Annotated in this window: 10 protein-coding genes, 1 pseudogene and 1 other annotated feature; of the genes and pseudogenes, 8 read left to right on the plus strand and 3 right to left on the minus strand. The window is 34.6% G+C overall.

The window, feature by feature from the left end; genetic code table 11:
* Positions 1 to 485: 485 nt before the first annotated feature.
* Positions 486 to 1,235, minus strand: a complete 750-nt coding sequence (locus tag A9J31_RS12260; protein WP_067766277.1) for a hypothetical protein — start codon at positions 1,233 to 1,235, stop codon at positions 486 to 488.
* A gap of 628 nt (positions 1,236 to 1,863) precedes the next feature.
* Here A9J31_RS12260 and A9J31_RS12265 point away from each other — a divergent pair.
* From A9J31_RS12265 to A9J31_RS12285, 5 genes are all read left to right on the plus strand, one after another.
* Positions 1,864 to 2,787 carry a MobA/MobL family protein gene (locus A9J31_RS12265; protein ID WP_067766279.1) on the plus strand — a complete coding sequence of 308 codons (924 nt, stop codon included), beginning with the start codon at positions 1,864 to 1,866 and terminating at the stop codon, positions 2,785 to 2,787.
* 226 nt (positions 2,788 to 3,013) lie between these two features.
* Positions 3,014 to 4,591, plus strand: coding sequence for a class I SAM-dependent DNA methyltransferase (locus tag A9J31_RS12270; RefSeq protein ID WP_067766282.1), 1,578 nt, complete (start codon positions 3,014 to 3,016; stop codon positions 4,589 to 4,591).
* On the plus strand, positions 4,581 to 5,981 hold the full coding sequence (locus A9J31_RS12275) for a restriction endonuclease subunit S (protein ID WP_081410324.1): 1,401 nt from the start codon (positions 4,581 to 4,583) through the stop codon (positions 5,979 to 5,981). Before A9J31_RS12270 ends, A9J31_RS12275 begins: the two co-directional genes overlap by 11 nt.
* The gene (locus A9J31_RS12280) at positions 5,982 to 9,188 is read left to right on the plus strand and encodes a type I restriction endonuclease subunit R (protein ID WP_067766284.1); all 3,207 of its coding nucleotides are present in this window, start codon (positions 5,982 to 5,984) and stop codon (positions 9,186 to 9,188) included.
* 140 nt (positions 9,189 to 9,328) lie between these two features.
* Positions 9,329 to 11,194 (plus strand): DUF262 domain-containing protein, encoded by a 1,866-nt coding sequence (locus A9J31_RS12285; RefSeq protein ID WP_067766287.1) that lies wholly within the window; start codon positions 9,329 to 9,331, stop codon positions 11,192 to 11,194.
* A gap of 309 nt (positions 11,195 to 11,503) precedes the next feature.
* On the opposite strand, the gene A9J31_RS12290 is transcribed toward A9J31_RS12285, so the two are convergent.
* Positions 11,504 to 12,723 (minus strand): IS3 family transposase gene (locus tag A9J31_RS12290; RefSeq protein ID WP_150923082.1). Its coding sequence is split into 2 segments (ribosomal slippage): positions 11,504 to 12,447 and positions 12,447 to 12,723, totalling 1,221 coding nucleotides; the frame shifts between segments, so codons are not numbered across the junction.
* Positions 12,332 to 12,448, minus strand: a sequence feature (AL1L pseudoknot). Its footprint overlaps the gene before it by 117 nt.
* Before the next feature lie 279 nt (positions 12,724 to 13,002).
* Between A9J31_RS12290 and A9J31_RS12300 the strand changes: the two genes are divergently transcribed.
* The 3 genes from A9J31_RS12300 (at position 13,003) to A9J31_RS12310 (ending at position 18,869) form a co-directional block, all read left to right on the plus strand.
* The gene (locus tag A9J31_RS12300) at positions 13,003 to 13,689 is read left to right on the plus strand and encodes a hypothetical protein (RefSeq protein ID WP_067766291.1); all 687 of its coding nucleotides are present in this window, start codon (positions 13,003 to 13,005) and stop codon (positions 13,687 to 13,689) included.
* Positions 13,686 to 14,735, plus strand: coding sequence for an AAA family ATPase (locus A9J31_RS12305; protein WP_067766293.1), 1,050 nt, complete (start codon positions 13,686 to 13,688; stop codon positions 14,733 to 14,735). Before A9J31_RS12300 ends, A9J31_RS12305 begins: the two co-directional genes overlap by 4 nt.
* 258 nt (positions 14,736 to 14,993) lie before the next feature.
* Positions 14,994 to 18,869 carry an AAA domain-containing protein gene (locus A9J31_RS12310; protein WP_067766296.1) on the plus strand — a complete coding sequence of 1,292 codons (3,876 nt, stop codon included), beginning with the start codon at positions 14,994 to 14,996 and terminating at the stop codon, positions 18,867 to 18,869.
* Between the two features lie 29 nt (positions 18,870 to 18,898).
* Here the strand turns inward: A9J31_RS12310 and A9J31_RS15480 are convergent.
* Positions 18,899 to 19,119 (minus strand): annotated as a pseudogene (locus A9J31_RS15480) (IS5/IS1182 family transposase); the annotation flags it as partial.

Raw genomic sequence — 19,119 nt, forward strand, 5'->3', positions numbered from 1 at the left:
GAGCGACTTTTTTTGCACTCTTGGATAATAGCAGGTTTCCACGCCTGAACACAGATTTTGCTGTGTTGAATTTAGGTTATCCCGCTATGCTAAATAGGTCAAGGCCTTTAAATAAAATTTTTTAAAAAAGATGAAAAGTAGAGTGATAGCTAACATGTGCTAAATATATTTAATTATTTTTATTGTTTATTTTATTTATAAAGAAGAACAGATCACTTTGACCCAATGGATCAGACCTGTTTGAAATGATCGTAAGTTTCAGTATGGTCTTAACTGCAACTTAAGGCACTTTATGAGCCATTCAGGTATGGATATATTTTTATAAGAAGCAGATGTACTTAGTCCTATTCTTGATTTTTGAACAATCCAATATTTGAGTGTGAGTGAAAAGAAAGGATATCCGGCTCATTGGATGAGCCGGATAAGATTAAATTGAAGTGTGTTATCAGAAGGTAATGCCAAAATGTTGAGAGCTATTAATTGGTTTAACTCTGATCACGATCTTTTTTAAGTGATGGATTTCTAGGATCTGATGAAATCGCTTTCAGTGTTTCATCAAGTTTTGAAAAGTTAGGAAGATGCTTGTTTTTTTCAGAATCAAAGATGTCGCGTAGAGTTGGATGGTGCTCAATCTTAGATTTATATATGAAATAAATGTACATCATATCTATTAGGGTATCTATTACGGGACGACCATATTCAGCAAAAAATGCTTCATATATCTTATTGAAAGATGCACCTAAAAAAAATATTACACTATTTCTCTTTTTCCTTTGTTTTAATTTTTCAGCTAGAAGATGTTTTTCATATTCAGAAAGAGTATTTTCAGAAACACATTTTTTTATTTTTCCATTATTATGACTACGATAATTACTCAGTAGTTCTTGCAGGTTAAAGTATTCATTAGGGTTATAATCTAAATACTCTTTTTCTTTTTTCAGAATGTTTTTTTCAATGTCTGTTAAATTATCAAATGGGATGGTTTTTATATATTTTAATGTTTGATGGTTTTTGATTCTTTGATTTTCCTTATATTGGCATGCATTGATTAGATTTTTATGGGTTTCTGTAAATTTTTTAAAATCTATTTTTGTTAAATCTGTATTCTCGAGAATATTAATTAAATTTATTTCACATGGATATTTAGGCGTGATAAATAATTCTTCTTTTTGTGTATAAAGAAAATTATATAAATCACTTTTTTTGATAATTTTTTTGGGTCTACCGGCTGTCATTTGAAGGCTCCTTGCGTTACGTTAGAGGAAAGCTCTATCTTTAACAGGAACCCAAAATGCATGATGAGTTTCATGCAAAATCTCAAAAAAATAGCTATCCTGCTCTCCACTTAGTTACCCGATTAATAAAGCTGGCGCTTTTAAGAATTTTTTGGGCTGCGCACAAAAAATTCTTATCTCGTCTCCGTGTCTTTTTATTCCATCATTTGCGTTGCAAATGTTGTACTAAAAAGACACTACTACTCGCCCTGTGGGACCAAAAGCCCAATTAATATAATTTTTAAGTTATTGATATATATACAAAATATTTTATTCAGAGTCTTTTTTATGTGCGTTACACTATTAAGGATAAATCGTTACACTATAATTTATGGTGCGTTACACGATAAAAAATGTGCGTTACACGATAGAAATAGGCGTTACACCATAAAAATCATCTAGAGGTTTGACTTCTGATTATTGGGGGCACTTTTTGTTCTTTAAGTCCTGCTCAAGATCATGTCGCTACCGTATAAATCTTGAAAAACCTATTTAGAAATATAACCACTTTTCTGAACTTTTCTTCTTAAATAGATTTATTTTAATTATTTAAAAATATATTAACTCTTTTATCAGGGAGTTATTGAAAATGTTTTATTTTGATTTAAGACATAATCGTAAACAGAGTTCTAAAAGTTCATTTAATGGCTATTGTTATATTACTCGAATTAAGCATTTTAAGTTAAACAAGATTGATTTAAATGAAGAAGTTGAATTTGTTTGCTCAGGTAATATGCCTGGGTGGGCAGAATATAAGCCGGATAAATTTTGGATTGCTGCTGATAAATATGAAAAAAAGAATAGTCGTACATCCAGTCATATTACTATTGCTTTACCTAAGGAATTAAACTCAGAACAACGAATAGAATTATCAAAGAATTTAATAAATGCTTTTTGTGATGAATTTAAATTTCCATATAGCTGTGCCATTCACAATCATAAAGGCATTTTAGATGGTGAAAGTGATCAACCACATTTACATTTACAATATTCTGAGCGTACAACCCTTGATGACTTTGAGCGACCACCAGAGTTGTTTTTTAGGCAATATAGACCTAAAAATCCTGAACGTGGAGGAGCGCAAAAAATTACAGCTGATGTACTAGGTTTGGGAAAAGATCAGATCAAAAAGTATAGAGAGTTGACTGAAAAATTAATTAATGGAACTTTAGAAAAATATGCTCCAATGAAGACCGTTCGTATATACGACATTGAAGTTCAAGTGCCTAGTCAAGTTTCATGCCTATCTAATGCTAATTACAATCAGAAGTTCGGAACAAAACTCAAAGATGTGCCTCAGATTGAACGTTGGAAACTTTATAGTGCTGATCCTATTATTCAAATGGATGTAAAGCCATTAATCGAAAAAGTGAAGAAAATCAGAGAAGAAAATTTATATGAGCTTTATAAAAATGAATACGAATTGGAGTTGAAACGTATTCATAACATGAAAGCTGAAATCAACAAAGCAAAAGTAAAAAATCATGATGCAGATTGTGGTATGTCTATGTGACTTTACACTTAATTATTTGGGCTAACTGTCAAATACGATCATGTTGTAAGACTAGAGCCTTGAGCGTATTTAATTAAACTGTTTGTCTTTTGTCCTAAAATACAAATGATAGGTTAAGAAAATTATCCTTGATATTGCTTTTCCCAACCATCCATTCTTTACATGCCATAGCAAATAATCTAATTTGTGTCAGCGTATACAAATGAATTGTTGAGAATTGAGAGTTATGGCAAAAGCACCTGAAAAAAAGAATGATAAATCATTTGAAGAGGCACTTTGGGATGCTGCGAATAAATTGCGTGGTAGTGTTGAATCATCTGAATATAAACATATTGTTCTAAGCCTAATTTTCTTAAAATTCATCAGCGATACTTTTGAAAAGCAAAAACAGAAACTCATTGATAAGGGTTATGAAAAGCATATTGATGTAGTTCAAGCCTATACAAAAGATAATGTGTTCTACTTGCCAGTTGAAAGTCGTTGGAGCTTCATTAAACAAAATGCAAAGCAAGAGGATATTGCGCTCAAAATTGACACGGCTTTAAGCACTATTGAAAAGACAAACCAATCTCTGAAGGGTGCATTACCTGATAACTACTTTTCTCGTCTTGGTTTAACCACAAGTAAACTTTCGGCATTGATTGATGTCATCAATAACATTGACACACTAGAAAACCCAGAGGAAGACACAGTGGGTCGTGTGTATGAGTATTTCTTGGGTAAATTTGCTGCTACAGAAGGTAAAGGTGGTGGTGAATTCTATACACCTAAATCAGTAGTTAATCTTATTGCGGAAATGCTTGAGCCATATCAAGGTAAAATTTATGACCCGTGTTGCGGTTCGGGTGGTATGTTCGTGCAATCCGTTAAGTTCATTGAAAGCCATCATGGCAATACCAAAGATGTATCTATCTATGGACAGGAATACACAAGTACAACCTATAAACTGGCTAAGATGAATCTTGCTATTCGTGGCATTTCTAGCAATCTAGGTGAAGTTGCAGCAGATACTTTCTTTAAAGATCAGCATGAAACATTAAAAGCTGATTTTATTATGGCGAACCCACCTTTTAACCAAAAAGACTGGCGTGCGTCTGATGAATTAGTAGATGATCCACGTTGGGCAGGTTATCCAACACCACCTACAGGCAACGCTAACTATGCTTGGATATTACATATGATATCTAAGCTTTCTGAGCACGGTACAGCAGGTTTTGTATTAGCCAACGGCTCAATGTCTACAACTACAAGCGGTGAAGGTGAAATACGTCAGCAAATTATCGAAAATGATTTGGTTGATTGCATGATTGCATTACCTGGGCAGTTGTTCTATACCACCCAAATTCCTGTCTGTTTATGGTTCATAAGTAAAGATAAACAAGCCAAATCAGCCAATAGCCAAGCACGTGGGCTTCGAAATCGTCAAGGTGAAACGTTATTTATTGATGCTCGAAACATGGGCAGCATGATTAGTCGTACCACCAAAGAACTTTCTAAAGATGATATTGAAGTGATAGCAAATACTTATCATGCATGGCGTGGTGAGCAAGATGCTGGTGGCTATGAAGCTTATGCCGACAAGGCAGGTTATTGCAAATCTGCAACTTTTGATGAAATCAAAGCCAATGACTATGTACTCACACCAGGGCGTTATGTTGGCGCAGTTGAAATAGAAGATGATGGCATATTGTTTGAAACAAAAATGTTAGAACTCAGCCAAACCCTATATATACAAATGCAAGAGTCAGAAAAGCTTGATGCGATCATTCGTCAAAACTTGGAGGTTTTAGGTTATGGTAAATGATTGGGTAGAGTACAAAATAGATGACTTAAAAGCTCCGGTGAAGGGTTCTATAGCTATGGGGCCTTTCGGTTCTAGAATTAAAGCAGAAAATTTTGTAACAGCAGGTATTCCGATTATCAAAGGTAGTCAATTACATGGTGCGTATGTTTTGGACTCGGATTTTGATTTCCTTACTCCAGAAAAAGCAGAAGAGCTAAAAGGCTCTCAGGCTTATCGGGGAGATTTGGTTATTACTCACCGAGGAACTATCGGACAAGTGAGTATAATTCCTCATGATTCTCTTTATGAAAAATATATAGTTTCGCAAAGTCAGCTTAAAGTGAGTCTTGATACAAAGAAGGTAAATCCGTACTTTGTAAATTATTTTTTTAGAACACATCTAGGCCAACACAGGTTACTGGCTAATGCTTCACAAGTTGGTGTGCCTGCTATTTCAAAAGCTTCTAGTTCAGTTAAAGCTATTATGGTGCCATGTCCAAGACTTGAAGAGCAAAATAGAATAGTAGCTTATTTAAAAACTTTAGATGATAAGATCGAATTAAACCAAGACATGAACAAAACACTAGAAGCAATGGCACAGGCATTGTTTAAGAGCTGGTTTGTCGATTTTGATCCTGTTATTGATAATGCTTTAGAGGCTGGAAATTCAATTCCTGATGAGCTTTTTGACCGTGCAGAACAGCGTAAAACAATCAAAAAAAATGAGAATAATCGTGCTATTCGTTCTTTATTCCCTGATGAGTTGGAATTTAATAAGGAAATGGGATGGATACCAAAAGGATGGAGTATTACCCCAGTATATGAGGTTGCAGACTTTATTAATGGATCATCTTTTAAAAGCCAATATTTCTCAGATGAAAAAGAGGCCTTACCGATAGTTAAAATTGCAGAAATAAAAAATGGTATTTCCGAACAAACCAAATTCACTACTCAAAAAATGGCAGAAAAATATGCAATTAATGATGGTGATATTTTATTCTCATGGTCAGGTAATCCAGACACTTCCATTGATACATTCATTTGGACCGGCGGAAAAGGGTGGTTAAACCAACATATTTTCAATGTTGTACTTCACAAAGATAGTGATAAAACCTTTGTATATTATTTATTGAAATACTTAAAGCCAATCTTTACAGAAATAGCTAGAGATAAACAAACTACTGGTCTTGGTCATGTAACTGTAAAAGACATGAAGCGAATTTATACGATCAAACCTCCTGTTGAAGTTCTAGAAGCTTTTGGACTTTATTCAGATTCAATTTTTGAAAAATGGTATCAAAATTTATTTTCTTCTAAAGAGTTAGCGAAACTTCGTGACACTTTGTTGCCCAAATTAATATCTGGTGAGATAAGAATCCCAGAGGCAGAACCATTAGTAGAGGACGTATAATTGAAATTTACAGAAGATAGACTTGAACAGGCCATCATTGAGTTATTAGGTTCTGAGGACTACCCACATAGTTGTGGTGAGAACATTGATCGCAAACCTGAAGATGTGCTGATTAAGTCTGATCTTCGTGAGTTTCTGGCGACACGTTATCAAGCCGAATCAATCACGAATTATGAGATTGATTCGATTATTCATAAGCTTGAATACCTTTCAGCATCTGATCTTTATGACACTAATAAAGCCATCATGAAATTTATTTCTGATGGCTTTTTATTAAAGCGTGAAGATCACACACAGAAAGATTTATACATTCAGTTGATTGACTATGATGTGATTGGTAATGACTCCCGAGACAGCAACCTCTATCGTATCGTCAGTCAAATGGAGATACAGGGCTATGAGCTACGTATTCCTGATAGCATTCTCTATATCAATGGGCTGCCATTGGTGGTGTTTGAGTTTAAGAGCACTATTCGAGAAGATGCCACCTTATTTGATGCCTATAAACAACTAACAACCCGCTATAAGCGTGATATTCCAGAGCTATTTAAATATAACGCCCTATGCGTTATTAGTGATGGGGTTAACTCTAAGATGGGGTCTTTCTTTGCACCGTACGAGTTCTATTATTCTTGGCGCAAAGTGACAGGGGAAGAGAAGCTAGAAAAGGATGGTATCAATTCACTATTAACTATGATCAGTGGCTTATTTAATAAAGCACGCTTGGTCGATGTTATTCGTAATTTCATCTATATCCCAGATACATCGAGTAAAGAAGAGAAGGTCGTTTGTCGTTACCCGCAGTATTATGCTGCAACCAAGCTATATGCCAATATCAAGCAGCATATGAAATTGATTGATGATCAGGGAAGATTGGTTGATGTAGATAAATTGCGAGATGGTAAGGGTGGTACATACTTTGGTGCTACAGGCTGTGGTAAGAGCTTTACCATGCTTTTTCTTGCACGCTTATTGATGAAGGATGTCGAATTAGGTAGTCCAACGATTGTCTTAATCACTGACCGAACAGACCTAGATGATCAGCTTGCGGGCATTTTTACAAATGCTAAAACTTATGTGGGTGATGAAAACATTATTAGCGTAGAAAGTCGTGCAGATTTACGTGAACAGCTCAAAGGTCGTAAAAGTGGTGGTGTATTCCTGACAACCATTCACAAGTTTACTGAAGATTTGGAATTGTTGACTGAGCGTGCGAATGTTATTTGTATCTCAGATGAAGCACATCGTAGCCAAGTGAATCTAGAGCAAAAGATTACTGTCACAGAGGATGGTGTTAAAAAGACCTATGGTTTTGCCAAATATTTGCATGACTCCTTACCTAATGCGACCTATGTTGGCTTCACAGGTACACCTATTGATGCCACCCTGGAAGTATTTGGTGCTGTAGTCGATAGCTACACTATGGTGGAATCGGTGTTTGATGAAATCACGGTGCGGATTGTTTATGAGGGTCGAGCAGCCAAAGTTTTATTAGATGGTCGCCAATTACAAGAGGTAGAAAAATACTACAAAGAAAGTGCAGAAGCTGGTGCTAATGAATACCAGATTGCAAAAAGCAAAAAGACCATGGCGAGTATGTCTACCATATTAGGTGATCCAGACCGTATAAGAGCCATAGCGGAAGACTTTGTTGAGCATTATGAAGAACGTGTTAATGAGGGCACGACTCAAAAAGCGAAGGCAATGTTTGTGTGTAGCAGTCGTGAAGCGGCTTATCAGCTATACAAAGATATCATTGAACTACGTCCCGAATGGAATGAAGTTAGAGCCTGTGAAGAAGGCTCAACCTTATCTGACAGCGAACAGAAAAAAATCTTGCCAATAGAACGGGTCAAAATGGTTATGACTCGAAATAAAGATGATGAAAAAGACCTGTGGGATAAACTTGGTACTAAGGAATACCGTAAAGAATTAGATCGTCAGTTTAAAAATGAAAAATCAAACTTTAAAATCGCAATCGTGGTAGATATGTGGTTAACAGGTTTTGATGTGCCATTTCTTGATACGATCTATATTGATAAGCCCTTACAAAAGCACAATTTGATTCAAACAATTTCAAGGGTCAACCGAAAATTTGAAGGCAAAGAAAGTGGCTTAGTAGTAGATTATATTGGTATTAAGAAGCAGATGAATCTTGCGCTTTCGCATTACACTGGCAATCAAAAGCAGGACCTAGATGATATTCAGCAGTCCGTTGTTGTTGTGAAAGACCACTTAGCCTTACTCGATAATTTATATTATCAATTTGATTCTAAGCTTTACTATATTGGTACACCACTAGAACAGCTACAGTGTTTGAATGCCTCTGCTGACTTTGCTTTAAGAACGAAGAAGTTTGAAAAAACTTTTATGGATTTAACCAAACGTCTTAAGTCTGCTTACGATATTTGTGTAGGGAGCGCAGATTTAACAAAAGCTCATAAAGACAAGATCCATTACTACCTAGCTATACGTACCATCATTTTTAAAATCACAACAGGTGGTGCACCTGACGTTGAGCAGATGAATCAGAAAGTACGTGAATTAGTTAAAAATGCTTTGATTAGTGATGGGGTTGAGGAAATCTTTAAGTTAGGTGATAAATCAGATGGTGAGATAGATATCTTCGATGAAGACTATCTTGCTAAGTTAGAAGTCATTAAACAACCTAATACTAAACTACAACTCCTCCAACAGTTGCTCGCTAAAGCGATTGGTCAAATTAAAAAGACCAATAAAATTAAGGGTATTGATTTCACAAAAAAAATGAATGCACTTGTTGAGAAATATAATGAGCGTGATGAGCAAGATATACTTCAGGCAAAGGTAATTGAAGATTTCTCTGATGAGATTATTAAGCTGTATAACGAGCTACGTGAGGAAATGTCTTCATTTGGGAAATTGGGAATAGATTTCGAAGAAAAAGCTTTTTATGACATATTGATATCACTAGCTCATAAATATGATTTCACTTATCCAGAAGATAAATTATTAGAGCTTTCTAAAGAAGTAAAAGCAATTATTGATGATAAGGCAAAATATATTGACTGGAACAAGCGAGAAGATATTAAAGCTGGATTACAGTTTGACCTCATGGTGTTACTAGATGAGTGGGGCTATCCACCGATTGATCGACGTGAAGTTTATAAAGAGATATTTGAGCAAGCTGAAAACTTTAAGAAAAATAGGAATGTAGCACTATTTTAATCATTGATATTGAGTAAGTATTTGACTTTGATTGGTTTATTTAATTATCAGCCCAAGGTTGATTGATTGAAATAATTATTTGTTGTTTATGCAACAGAGCTGACCTAAGTGCGGTTAGTAAAATATTTGAGAGGTGATTTATGGGGTATAGCACGTTATCAATTCGAGAAGTGACTCGACAAATAGAGCAAAACAAAGTTTTTTTACCAGCCTTACAACGTAAGTTTGTATGGAAAAAAGAACAAATTGAACGCCTATTTGACTCCATTATGCGTGGTTATCCTATCGGAGCTTTTCTATTTTGGGAACTTGATGCCAAAGTTGCAAAAGACTATGTGTTCTATGAGTTTTTAAAAGACTATGATGAACGAACTCCCTACAACCGTCGTAAAGAAGGAGCTTTTAGCCATGAACAAATCATTGGCGTGTTGGATGGACAACAGCGACTAAGCTCAATGTATATTGGTTTTAATGGATTTCATAAAACTAAAAACAGTTATGCTTGGAAGTCCAACCCAAATGCTTACCCTGAAAAACGTCTATACCTTGATTTACTGAATTTACCTTATGTCATTGACTCAGGTGAAATAAAACTCAATGAAGCGGAAAACTATCCATTCAGCTTTTTGACAGAGAAAGAAAGTCAAAAGTTAGAACGTAAAATTGAGGATCAAATTAAGCCATGTTACTGGTTTAAGGTTGGAGAGTCCTTGTATTGGGATAACGATGAGGATATTGAAGCGTACTATCAGACATTAGCAGCTCAAATACAAAGCGCACACCAAGGCCAAAAAATGTTTTTGGCAGCATTTGAACAACATCAGACACAAGTTTTATTGGGTTTAAAAACATTACATGCACGACTTCATGATGCAAATCTGATTAGCTACTTTCAGGTACGTGAAAATGATTTAGAAAATATTCTCAAAATTTTTGTGCGTGTGAATAGTGGTGGAACGATACTGAGTAAAACCGATTTATTGTTTTCAACTGTAGTGGCAACTTGGTCAGACGGTCGAGATAAAATTGAAAAGCTCAATAAAGATATTAATGCAATTGGTCAACGTTTCAAATTTGGTAATGAATTCATTATGCGAGCGTGCTTGTATCTCACAGATTTAGATGTGAAATATAAAGTAAATTCCTTCAAAGCTGAAAATGTAGAAAAAATTAAAAATAGCTGGGAAAACATTCAAAAAGCAATTGATCGAGCTGTGCGTATTTTGGATGAGTTTGGATATTCAGGCGAACATTTACCTTCTCAAAATGCACTATTGCCAATCGTGTACCATTTATATAAAGGTGGTCAGGTAGATGACATCAGTAAAAAACAAATGATTAAATACTTGGTTCACGCCAATGTGAAGCAAATATTTGGTAGCTCTCAGGAGTCTGTTTTACAAGAATTGAGAAGAGCACTACGAGATAAAAATGAGCATGGTATTTATGTTTTAAAACAATCTAAATTTGATTTTGAAGTTTTAAAATCAACAAAACTGTCGGGTGGTAAATCTTTACTCGTTACTGATGACAATATTGACGATGTTTTATCAAGAGAATATGGTGCAATTACGTTCAATATCTTGGTATTACTGAATCCAGATTTTAGATTGCGTGATGTCAATTTTGCACAAGATCATATTCATCCAAAATCTAAGTTCAATAAAACTGAAATGTCTAAAGCAGGAATACCAGTAGAACTACATCAAAAAATGATTGATCTCAAGGATAGTCTGCCAAATTTACAGTTACTGAATGGTCGCTGGAACTCAGGTAAAAATGATAAGCCTTTAGAAGATTGGTTTGCAGAGCAATCTAAAGCTGACCAAGAGGCAATTCGATCAACAGGCTTATACCCAAATGATGTTTCCCTAGAATTTACAGAATTTTTAAAATTCCATGAAAAGAGAAAAGCCTTACTGAAAGAGCAACTTTATAACGTTCTTGATATTAAACCTATTATGCAAAATATAGTACCAAATGTAGAAGTTGGAGAAGCGGTATGAACAGTGATGTTGGATAATTAGAAAGAATGAGCCATAGCATGTTTGAGCTAATATAGATGAATCTGGGCGTAGTTTGGAAGAACAGATCAATAATATATTAAATTAAATTGCGATATTGTGAGTTACAAAAAGCCTGTATAGCTTGGTTATACAGGCTTTTTTAATGTGAAAAGAATCTAAGTAATCTTTTTATTAATATGCAATATATTCGTTGGTTCTAAAAAATCCTCTATAGGTCATTATAGCTATTAATTTGATGAATTAATAAACTGAACCGTACCGGGTTTGTCGGAGACTTTTTTATTTAAGTTAGGCCACCTGACCTAACGGGTTAATCTTATCATAGTACATTGCTTCAAAATCAAAAGGTGATACATAACCTAGTGCACTATGTACACGCTTTTTGTTGAACCAATCTACCCAATTTAATGTCGCAAGTTGTACATCCGCTAAACCTTGCCAATCTGCTTTTAAATATTCAATCACCTCTGTTTTGTATAAGCCATTCACCGTTTCAGCCAAAGCATTATCGTATGAATCACCTCTCGTACCGACTGATGCTCGTAAATTTGCTGCTTCTAAACGATTGGTATAGCGAATAGAAAGATATTGAACACCTCTATCTGAATGATGAATCACATTCTTAGGCATACCTCGATCGTGCAATGCTTGCTCCAATGCATCGAGCACCATATCTGTATTCATCCGTGTAGATACTTTCCATCCAACAATTGCTCGTGAGAACACATCAATAACAAATGCGGTATATACCCAGCCTGAATGAGTTTGAATATAGGTAAAGTCACCCACCCATAGTTGGTTTGGATGATCAGCATTAAAATTACGTTTCACTAAATCATCTGCCCGTTTTTGGTCATCTCGGTTACGGGTGGTTTGTTTATTCTTACCACGCCAAACACCTTGTATACCTAGCTTTTGCATCAATCGAGCAACTGTACAACGTGCAATAACATAACCCTCACGTTTTAATTTTTGCCAGACTTTACGTACACCATATCGACCTGAACTTTCCTTCCAAATTCGTTTAATTTGTTCAGCATGATGCTCATCATGTAGATCTCGTTTCGCTCGATGTTCTGGATTGTCAGCGAGATCTAAAGTCCGGTAATAGGTTGAAGCTGCGATCGGTAAAATCCTACAAATCGCATCAACACCATATCGATCTTTATTGTTATGGATAAAATCCACCATTATTTGTATGGGCGGTCGAGCTCCGCCTGGGCGAAAAAAGCGGCTGCTTTACGTAGAATTTCATTGGCACGCTTTAATTCTTTAATTTCACGTTCCATTTGCTTCATTTTTTCTTGATCAGATATCTGTTGTACTTTAATAGGATTTTGCTGATCTAAATGCTTTTGATGCCAGGCACGAAGTGTTTCAGGAGTACAACCGATCTTAGGCGCAATTGCTGTGATTGCAGCCCAAGTAGAAGGATAATCTTTTTCAGATTCAATCAATAATTGAACCGCTCTTTCTCTGATTTCAGGGGTATATTTTAATTTTGTCATCGGGATAGTCTCTCAGAATATTGACTCTCCGACAAACCCGGTACGGTTCAAACAGCAAAAATAGCTAAGTATCAATAAATTATTAGAAGAATGCTATTTTTTAGATTTTTAAGTAATTGATTATTAATACTAATGATAAAAACAATAGACTTTTTTCTGTGAATTCGCATCAAATAGATCATGAAAAAAAAATCTCTGAAATAATGGATTTATAGATTAACTCATTGATGCTTCAGTCAGTTGATCTATCTTTTAAAGACACAATTTAGAGATTTAAATATGAATTTTTTTTTAGAAAGAAGCAGTTATAACCAGTATAGAACTGTACTAGACGAAGATGATTCCATCTTTTTCTCTTTTAATAGTGAGAACGGTTCAAGGATCGTATGTAAGTCAGCTGAGGAGTTCAAAGCAAATCTTTTAGATCAGGATGATGGAGTATATGTAGTGCGAAAAAAAAGCAATATATACTTTGATTTACCGGATTATGACTGTGAAGGATGTACAGCTTTACCGTTATGTCAAAAGAACGATATCAGTCGAATTACAGGATTTATTATTTCAGGATTGGCGAAAAAATGGAATCAATTAACTGAACCAAGGTATGAACTCCGAAAGCATATTGAATTCAAAGTGGGAGATGGCTATATACTTACAGCAAATATGTTCATGGAACATAAGACTATTGCCTTTACTACAGATTCTGGATTTGTTTTTAGGGTTCTCGCAAGTAAGCAACATCCAGTGATTTATGTTAGTAACAATGATTTTGGGTTTCATTTACTTTCAAAGCAACTTGATAAAAACATTCATAAAGTCATGATTGGCTTCAATGAACCTAAGGAAAATAAACATTTATTTGTATCCATTAACGAAATATGCTGCAAGTATACATCTGAGCAAACTTATCAATATATTCTTGATCAATTAACGCTTTTAAACGCTAAAATGGATGAAAATAAATGAATCGACAACAAGTTAATTCTCAAAAATCCACTTTAGTATCTTTGGCAGCTATTTCTTTATCTTCTGTTGAAGCTAAAGCCACAGAATGGCTTTGGAAAAACTGGCTACCTTTAGGCAAATTAGTGTTATTTGCTGGAGAAGGAGGAACAGGTAAAACTAATATTGCGATGTCGATTGCATCCACAATATCCACTGGAGGCAGTTTTCCTGATGGGGCGAAATGTGAAGTACCAGGGAAAGTCTTAATTTACTCATCCGAAGATTCAGTACATGACAGTATTAAGCCGAGAATCATGTCTTATAACGGTGATGACTCGAATATCATGGTTATGCAAGGTTGTTATGACCAACATGGAAGAATCAAGCCTTTTAATTTAGACGAAATTGACAAATTATATCGATATGCTGAAGCTAATCCTGACTTACGATTAATAATCTTCGATCCGATTGTAAGCTTGTTAAAAAAAGACATGAATCAGGCAAACTACGTGCGACAAACCTTAGAGCCATTATTGATGTTTGCAGAAAAATTTAATTGCACGATTCTTTGTATAACCCATCTGAGTAAAGCAAAACGTGATATCTCACTTTTAGATAGAATCATTGGATCACAAGCTTTTACGGCATTAGCACGTGTGGTTTTAGCAACCACTAAGATTCAATCATCGGGGGAGTGCTATTTTTCTAAACTCAAATCAAATGTTGATGAGCTACAGAATATTAATTTGGCCTATCAAATAGATACCGTCCTAGTTGGTGATGATATTGAAACATCTACGACAAAATGGGGAGAGCCTATTGAAGGTCATATTGATGACTTTTTAATTGAAAAAGGTGGACTAACACGACTAACACAGCGGGAGAAAGCAGAACAAATCATATTAGAAAAACTGACATTACAGAGTCCAATTTCTTCGAAAGAAATGGAAGCTTGGTATCTTGCTCAAGGTATTTCTAAAAGTACTGCTGAAAGAGTGGCTGCTGGAACAGATATGATAAAAAGGGAAAAATGTGGTGATATATGGTATTGGTCTCTAAAGGAATAAAATCTGAGTGACATGAGTGACATGAGTGACATGAGTGACATGAGTTAAAATTAAAAAAATGTATTGGCATCATCCGGAATTATTGAAATACATAGTTCCCCCTTTATTATAAAAATATTATTTTTAATATCTAATCTTGTAAGTTCAACTTTCTCAACTTTCTCAACTTTCTCAACTCTGCTTATTTAACTCAATATTAAGCGTTAAAAATCATCTATAATTTATACATATAAGTACAATTTCATAGGGTCTTAGGTTTTGGAAGTTAAATATTGGTATTCAGGTTTATATAAACACGAAATTGAGGCGATAAAAAAAATTGAAACAGCTTTCTCTAAGAAAGGACATATGTTCCCGTGGAAAGGTTATGCTGGATTTAGATTTATTAGTTCTAAAGGTCGAGAAGGTGAATTTGATTTAATAATCATAACGCATTGCAATGTATTGATTATTGAATTAAAAGACTGGAACCACCAACCAATTACAGCAAGAGGCGATCAATGGTATAAAGGTGGTCAACATATGGATCGCTCACCTGTATCAATTACGCAAAATAAAAAATATACATTAAGCGAAAAGCTTAAGCCATTACGCCATAGATTAACTAACAAAAACTATCCTGTATTTATAGAATTTTTTGTTGTAATGACAGGAAATTCAGATTTTAGTAAATTACCAGAAACAGATCTTCACCATACTATATCTTTAGATGATTTCCTAAAATTCGCTGATCCAAAAGTTTTCTATAACCGCTTTCATCCGCATCCAAATGCTAAGACATTAAATCAAGATTTTGCTGTTTTTGATGAATTATTTCTTGGTGATCAGACTACAGCTAAACCTTTCCGTACATCAGGATACAAAGCTCAGGAGCTAATATTTAAGCATCCTAAAGAAATTTATAGTGAATATATCGCATTAGCTGAATCACAAATAACCACTACTGCATTATTAAGAATATGGGATTTCGATAAAGTAGAAGATGTCAAAGGAAAAACTACAGATGGTCGAGCAGAAATAATTTCTAGAGAACGTCAAGTTTTGCAATATATAAATCATTTAGATCATGATTTATATAATAGTTGTCTACGTTCACTAACTAGTTTTCAGAAAGACACAGTCACTACAGTATGTCCTGAGCTATTTGAATTACCCCCAAACCATGTACGGTTTAACGAGTTTATTGGTAAGTATGCAAATGGATTGCCAGAATTAGATCGTTTGGTAATTGCAAAATTACTAATTGCAAAGTTTGCAGCTCTTCATAATTTAAAAATAGCACACCGTGACATTCACGATCATAGTTTATGGATTTCACCAACCAAAACTGTTGCATTATCGAACTTTATCTCAGCGTATTATCAACCAATTGGAACAGTAGGTGATTTTCGTCATTTACTTTCAGTAGGAGCTATTGAGTCTGGAAATCAGAATGTAAGTGGGAAATTTGCTTTAACTCCATTTGAGCAGGATGTTCAAGCTTTAGCCATTATTATTTGGCATCTTTTAACAGCACAGCGCATATCTGATAGAAGCTGTTTGAATTTACAAGAGGAGTTAATTAAGAGCGATAAATGGTACGCACCTATATTGTTAGATGCAATTACTACAAATACATATGGAAGTGCTAGAGAGCTATTTGATGCTATTAAAAGAAATGAACCTAAATTGGATGTGGGTGTAACTTTTGATGTAAGCGTATTAGAACCCTACCGCCATCCAATAAATCATTCTAGAGAATATCCAGTAACTGGGAAGTTCTTCATTGAAACTGATGAGAAAGAAGTCTATATCAGTAACAACACCGTAGTTAAAGCATGGTTAAATTGTGGTGGTATCACTGCATCCCCAAGTGAATCATTTAAGGTTTATAATTTTTTACAGAAAATTGAAAAAATCCGAAATGTTAATTCACCATATTTACCAGTAATACGTGAATTCGGTATTGCTCAGAAATCTTCATGTCTCTATTTGGTAACAGATCACATTTCTAATGGGACATCATGGAATACAAAGTACCCACTAAATGTAGTTGAGCAGAAATTAGATGAAACAGAAAAAGAAAAAATAATTCATGATATAGAACAATTAGTTAATGCAATAGAGAGTTTGCATGAATATCATATTTATCATGGTGATTTGCACGGTGATAATATTATATTTGATGGAGCTGTAAGCCGTTTTTATCTGATTGATATTCCTGATTTCTCATTATCAGGTGGGGAACCACAAAATACACGTTATTCACCCGAGATAGAGGGTGTAAGTGCTTTACAGCGTGATAATTATGCTGTGATAAAACTATCATGTGAAATTTTAGGAATTAAGTTTGGTGAAATATCAGAGCAGTATCCATTAATTGCAGAGGCTATAAAAACAGAACTTGAAGATCGTACCTATGGATTCAAAGATATTGCACGTTTTAAACAAGCATTACATGAAACAAAAAGTTCTATAGGGAAAAAATTAATCAAAGTTTTCAGTGATCGTTTTGATGAAGATGTCATAATTTATCCTGAAAATGGCCAACTATATGTGAAAGCTGAAATCAACCCACATGATGAAAAATCCCTATGGGTTACATTCACTGGTATAGGTGGAACATATATCCTCACTTATTATCCTGAAAATAAACGTTTCACTTCAGGGATGAAGCCACGCTTGCGTAATTCGATATCTTCTAAAGAGAAAGCGGATAGCCAATTTGAAATCAGTCAAGAAATTCATTTGATAAAAGCAACGAGCAGAGACTTTTCTTTATTAGATCAAATTTTAAGAGAGAATGAGTCCTTTCAACGTGCAATTAATTTAATTTTAGAAACAAGTAAGGAAACAAAGTCTTTAGAGAATAATTTAGTAATTGAGAAGATTGAAGAAGTAGTAATTGAAGAAGAGGAAGATTTACCTTTTGGGTTTGGTGATTTTGAAAATAAACATGATTCAAAAAATCTCATATCGACACAGGATTTATGGCGAGCAATTTTAGATACAGAAATTGAATCTTCCCCAAATATTGAAATATCAAGTGAACCTTATAGCTTAGATGGTGATATCGTATTTCCTTACGTTTCTGACAATGATCCATTAGAAAATTTTGATGGAATAGAAAAAGTATTTGCAGTTACATTAAAGCCTGATCTGAAATCTGATAAAAGTGAAGCTGACGGCAATAGTCTGGTTGAATATCGAGTAGGGGAAGTAAATTTTAAAAAATCTGGTCTGAATGAGATTCGTTTAAGCAAGGTTAGAAATTTACGTAGTTTACCTCAAGAAGGGGATATCATCTTTTTCCGTTCTCAACAATCCAATGCTTCATTACGTAAAAGAAAATTTGCATTAGAACGATTGCTGGAAAGAAGAAGTGTTATTCCTCAATTGGTGGATTTATTCGATCCAGATTTTAGAGGAGAAGCTACACGTTATTGGGATGTTGCTACTAGTGAAGATTTTAAACGTTATGATCGTACAGATGGTAATGGGCATAAAATTAGTTTAAATGGACAACAAAGGCAGGCATTCAATACTATTTTAAGAAATGGCCCACTTTCCTTATTACAAGGTCCTCCAGGCACTGGTAAAACAGAATTTATTGCAGCTTTTGTACATTATTTGGTTGAAAAACTAAATGTAAAAAATATCTTGTTAGTGAGTCAATCACATGAAGCCGTAAATAATGCAGCTGAACGTATTCGTAAACATTGTGAGCGTTTAAATACGACACTTGAAGTTGTTCGTTTCAGTAACCGAGAGGGTGCAGTATCAAATGGCTTGAAAGATGTGTATTCACATGCAATTACCAATGAAAAACGTGAATTATTTATTGCAGAATTAAAATATCGTATACAAGCATTAAGCACAGCAATAGGTTTAGATGCTGAATATATGATGACAGTTGTCCAAGCAGAGCTAGTACTATTTAAGCAAATAGATGAGCTAAAACAGCTTGAAAAAACACATCAAAAACTTCTTGAAGATAGTAAGGAAGTTAAGAAGCAAGAGTTTTTTGAAAATATAAGTCAAACTATTCAAGCACTAGAATTGAATATTCGTAATACTCTTGCATCAATATATCAAATTAATTTAACTGCTGATGAAACTGTTAACTCTAATTGGCTTTGTTGCACAAAGATTTGAAATGCAAAGCGCCCCTAATTGAGCCAAATTTAAGGCGTAACTTGGGTAAGTGGTCGACCTAATTCCATAAATCTGTTAAGGACTGCTACACGTGCATGGATCTCATTCACTTGGCTATCAAAACTCCTTGCACTGAGTTTATCTCCTAATAATTTGATGCAATGCATCTTAGTTTCAACCAAACTTCGCCGATGATAGCCTGACCATTTTTTCCATAGTGTCCTGCCTAAACGCTTAACTGTTCGAAGTA

The organism is Acinetobacter gandensis (assembly GCF_001678755.1).
Lineage (GTDB): Bacteria > Pseudomonadota > Gammaproteobacteria > Pseudomonadales > Moraxellaceae > Acinetobacter > Acinetobacter gandensis.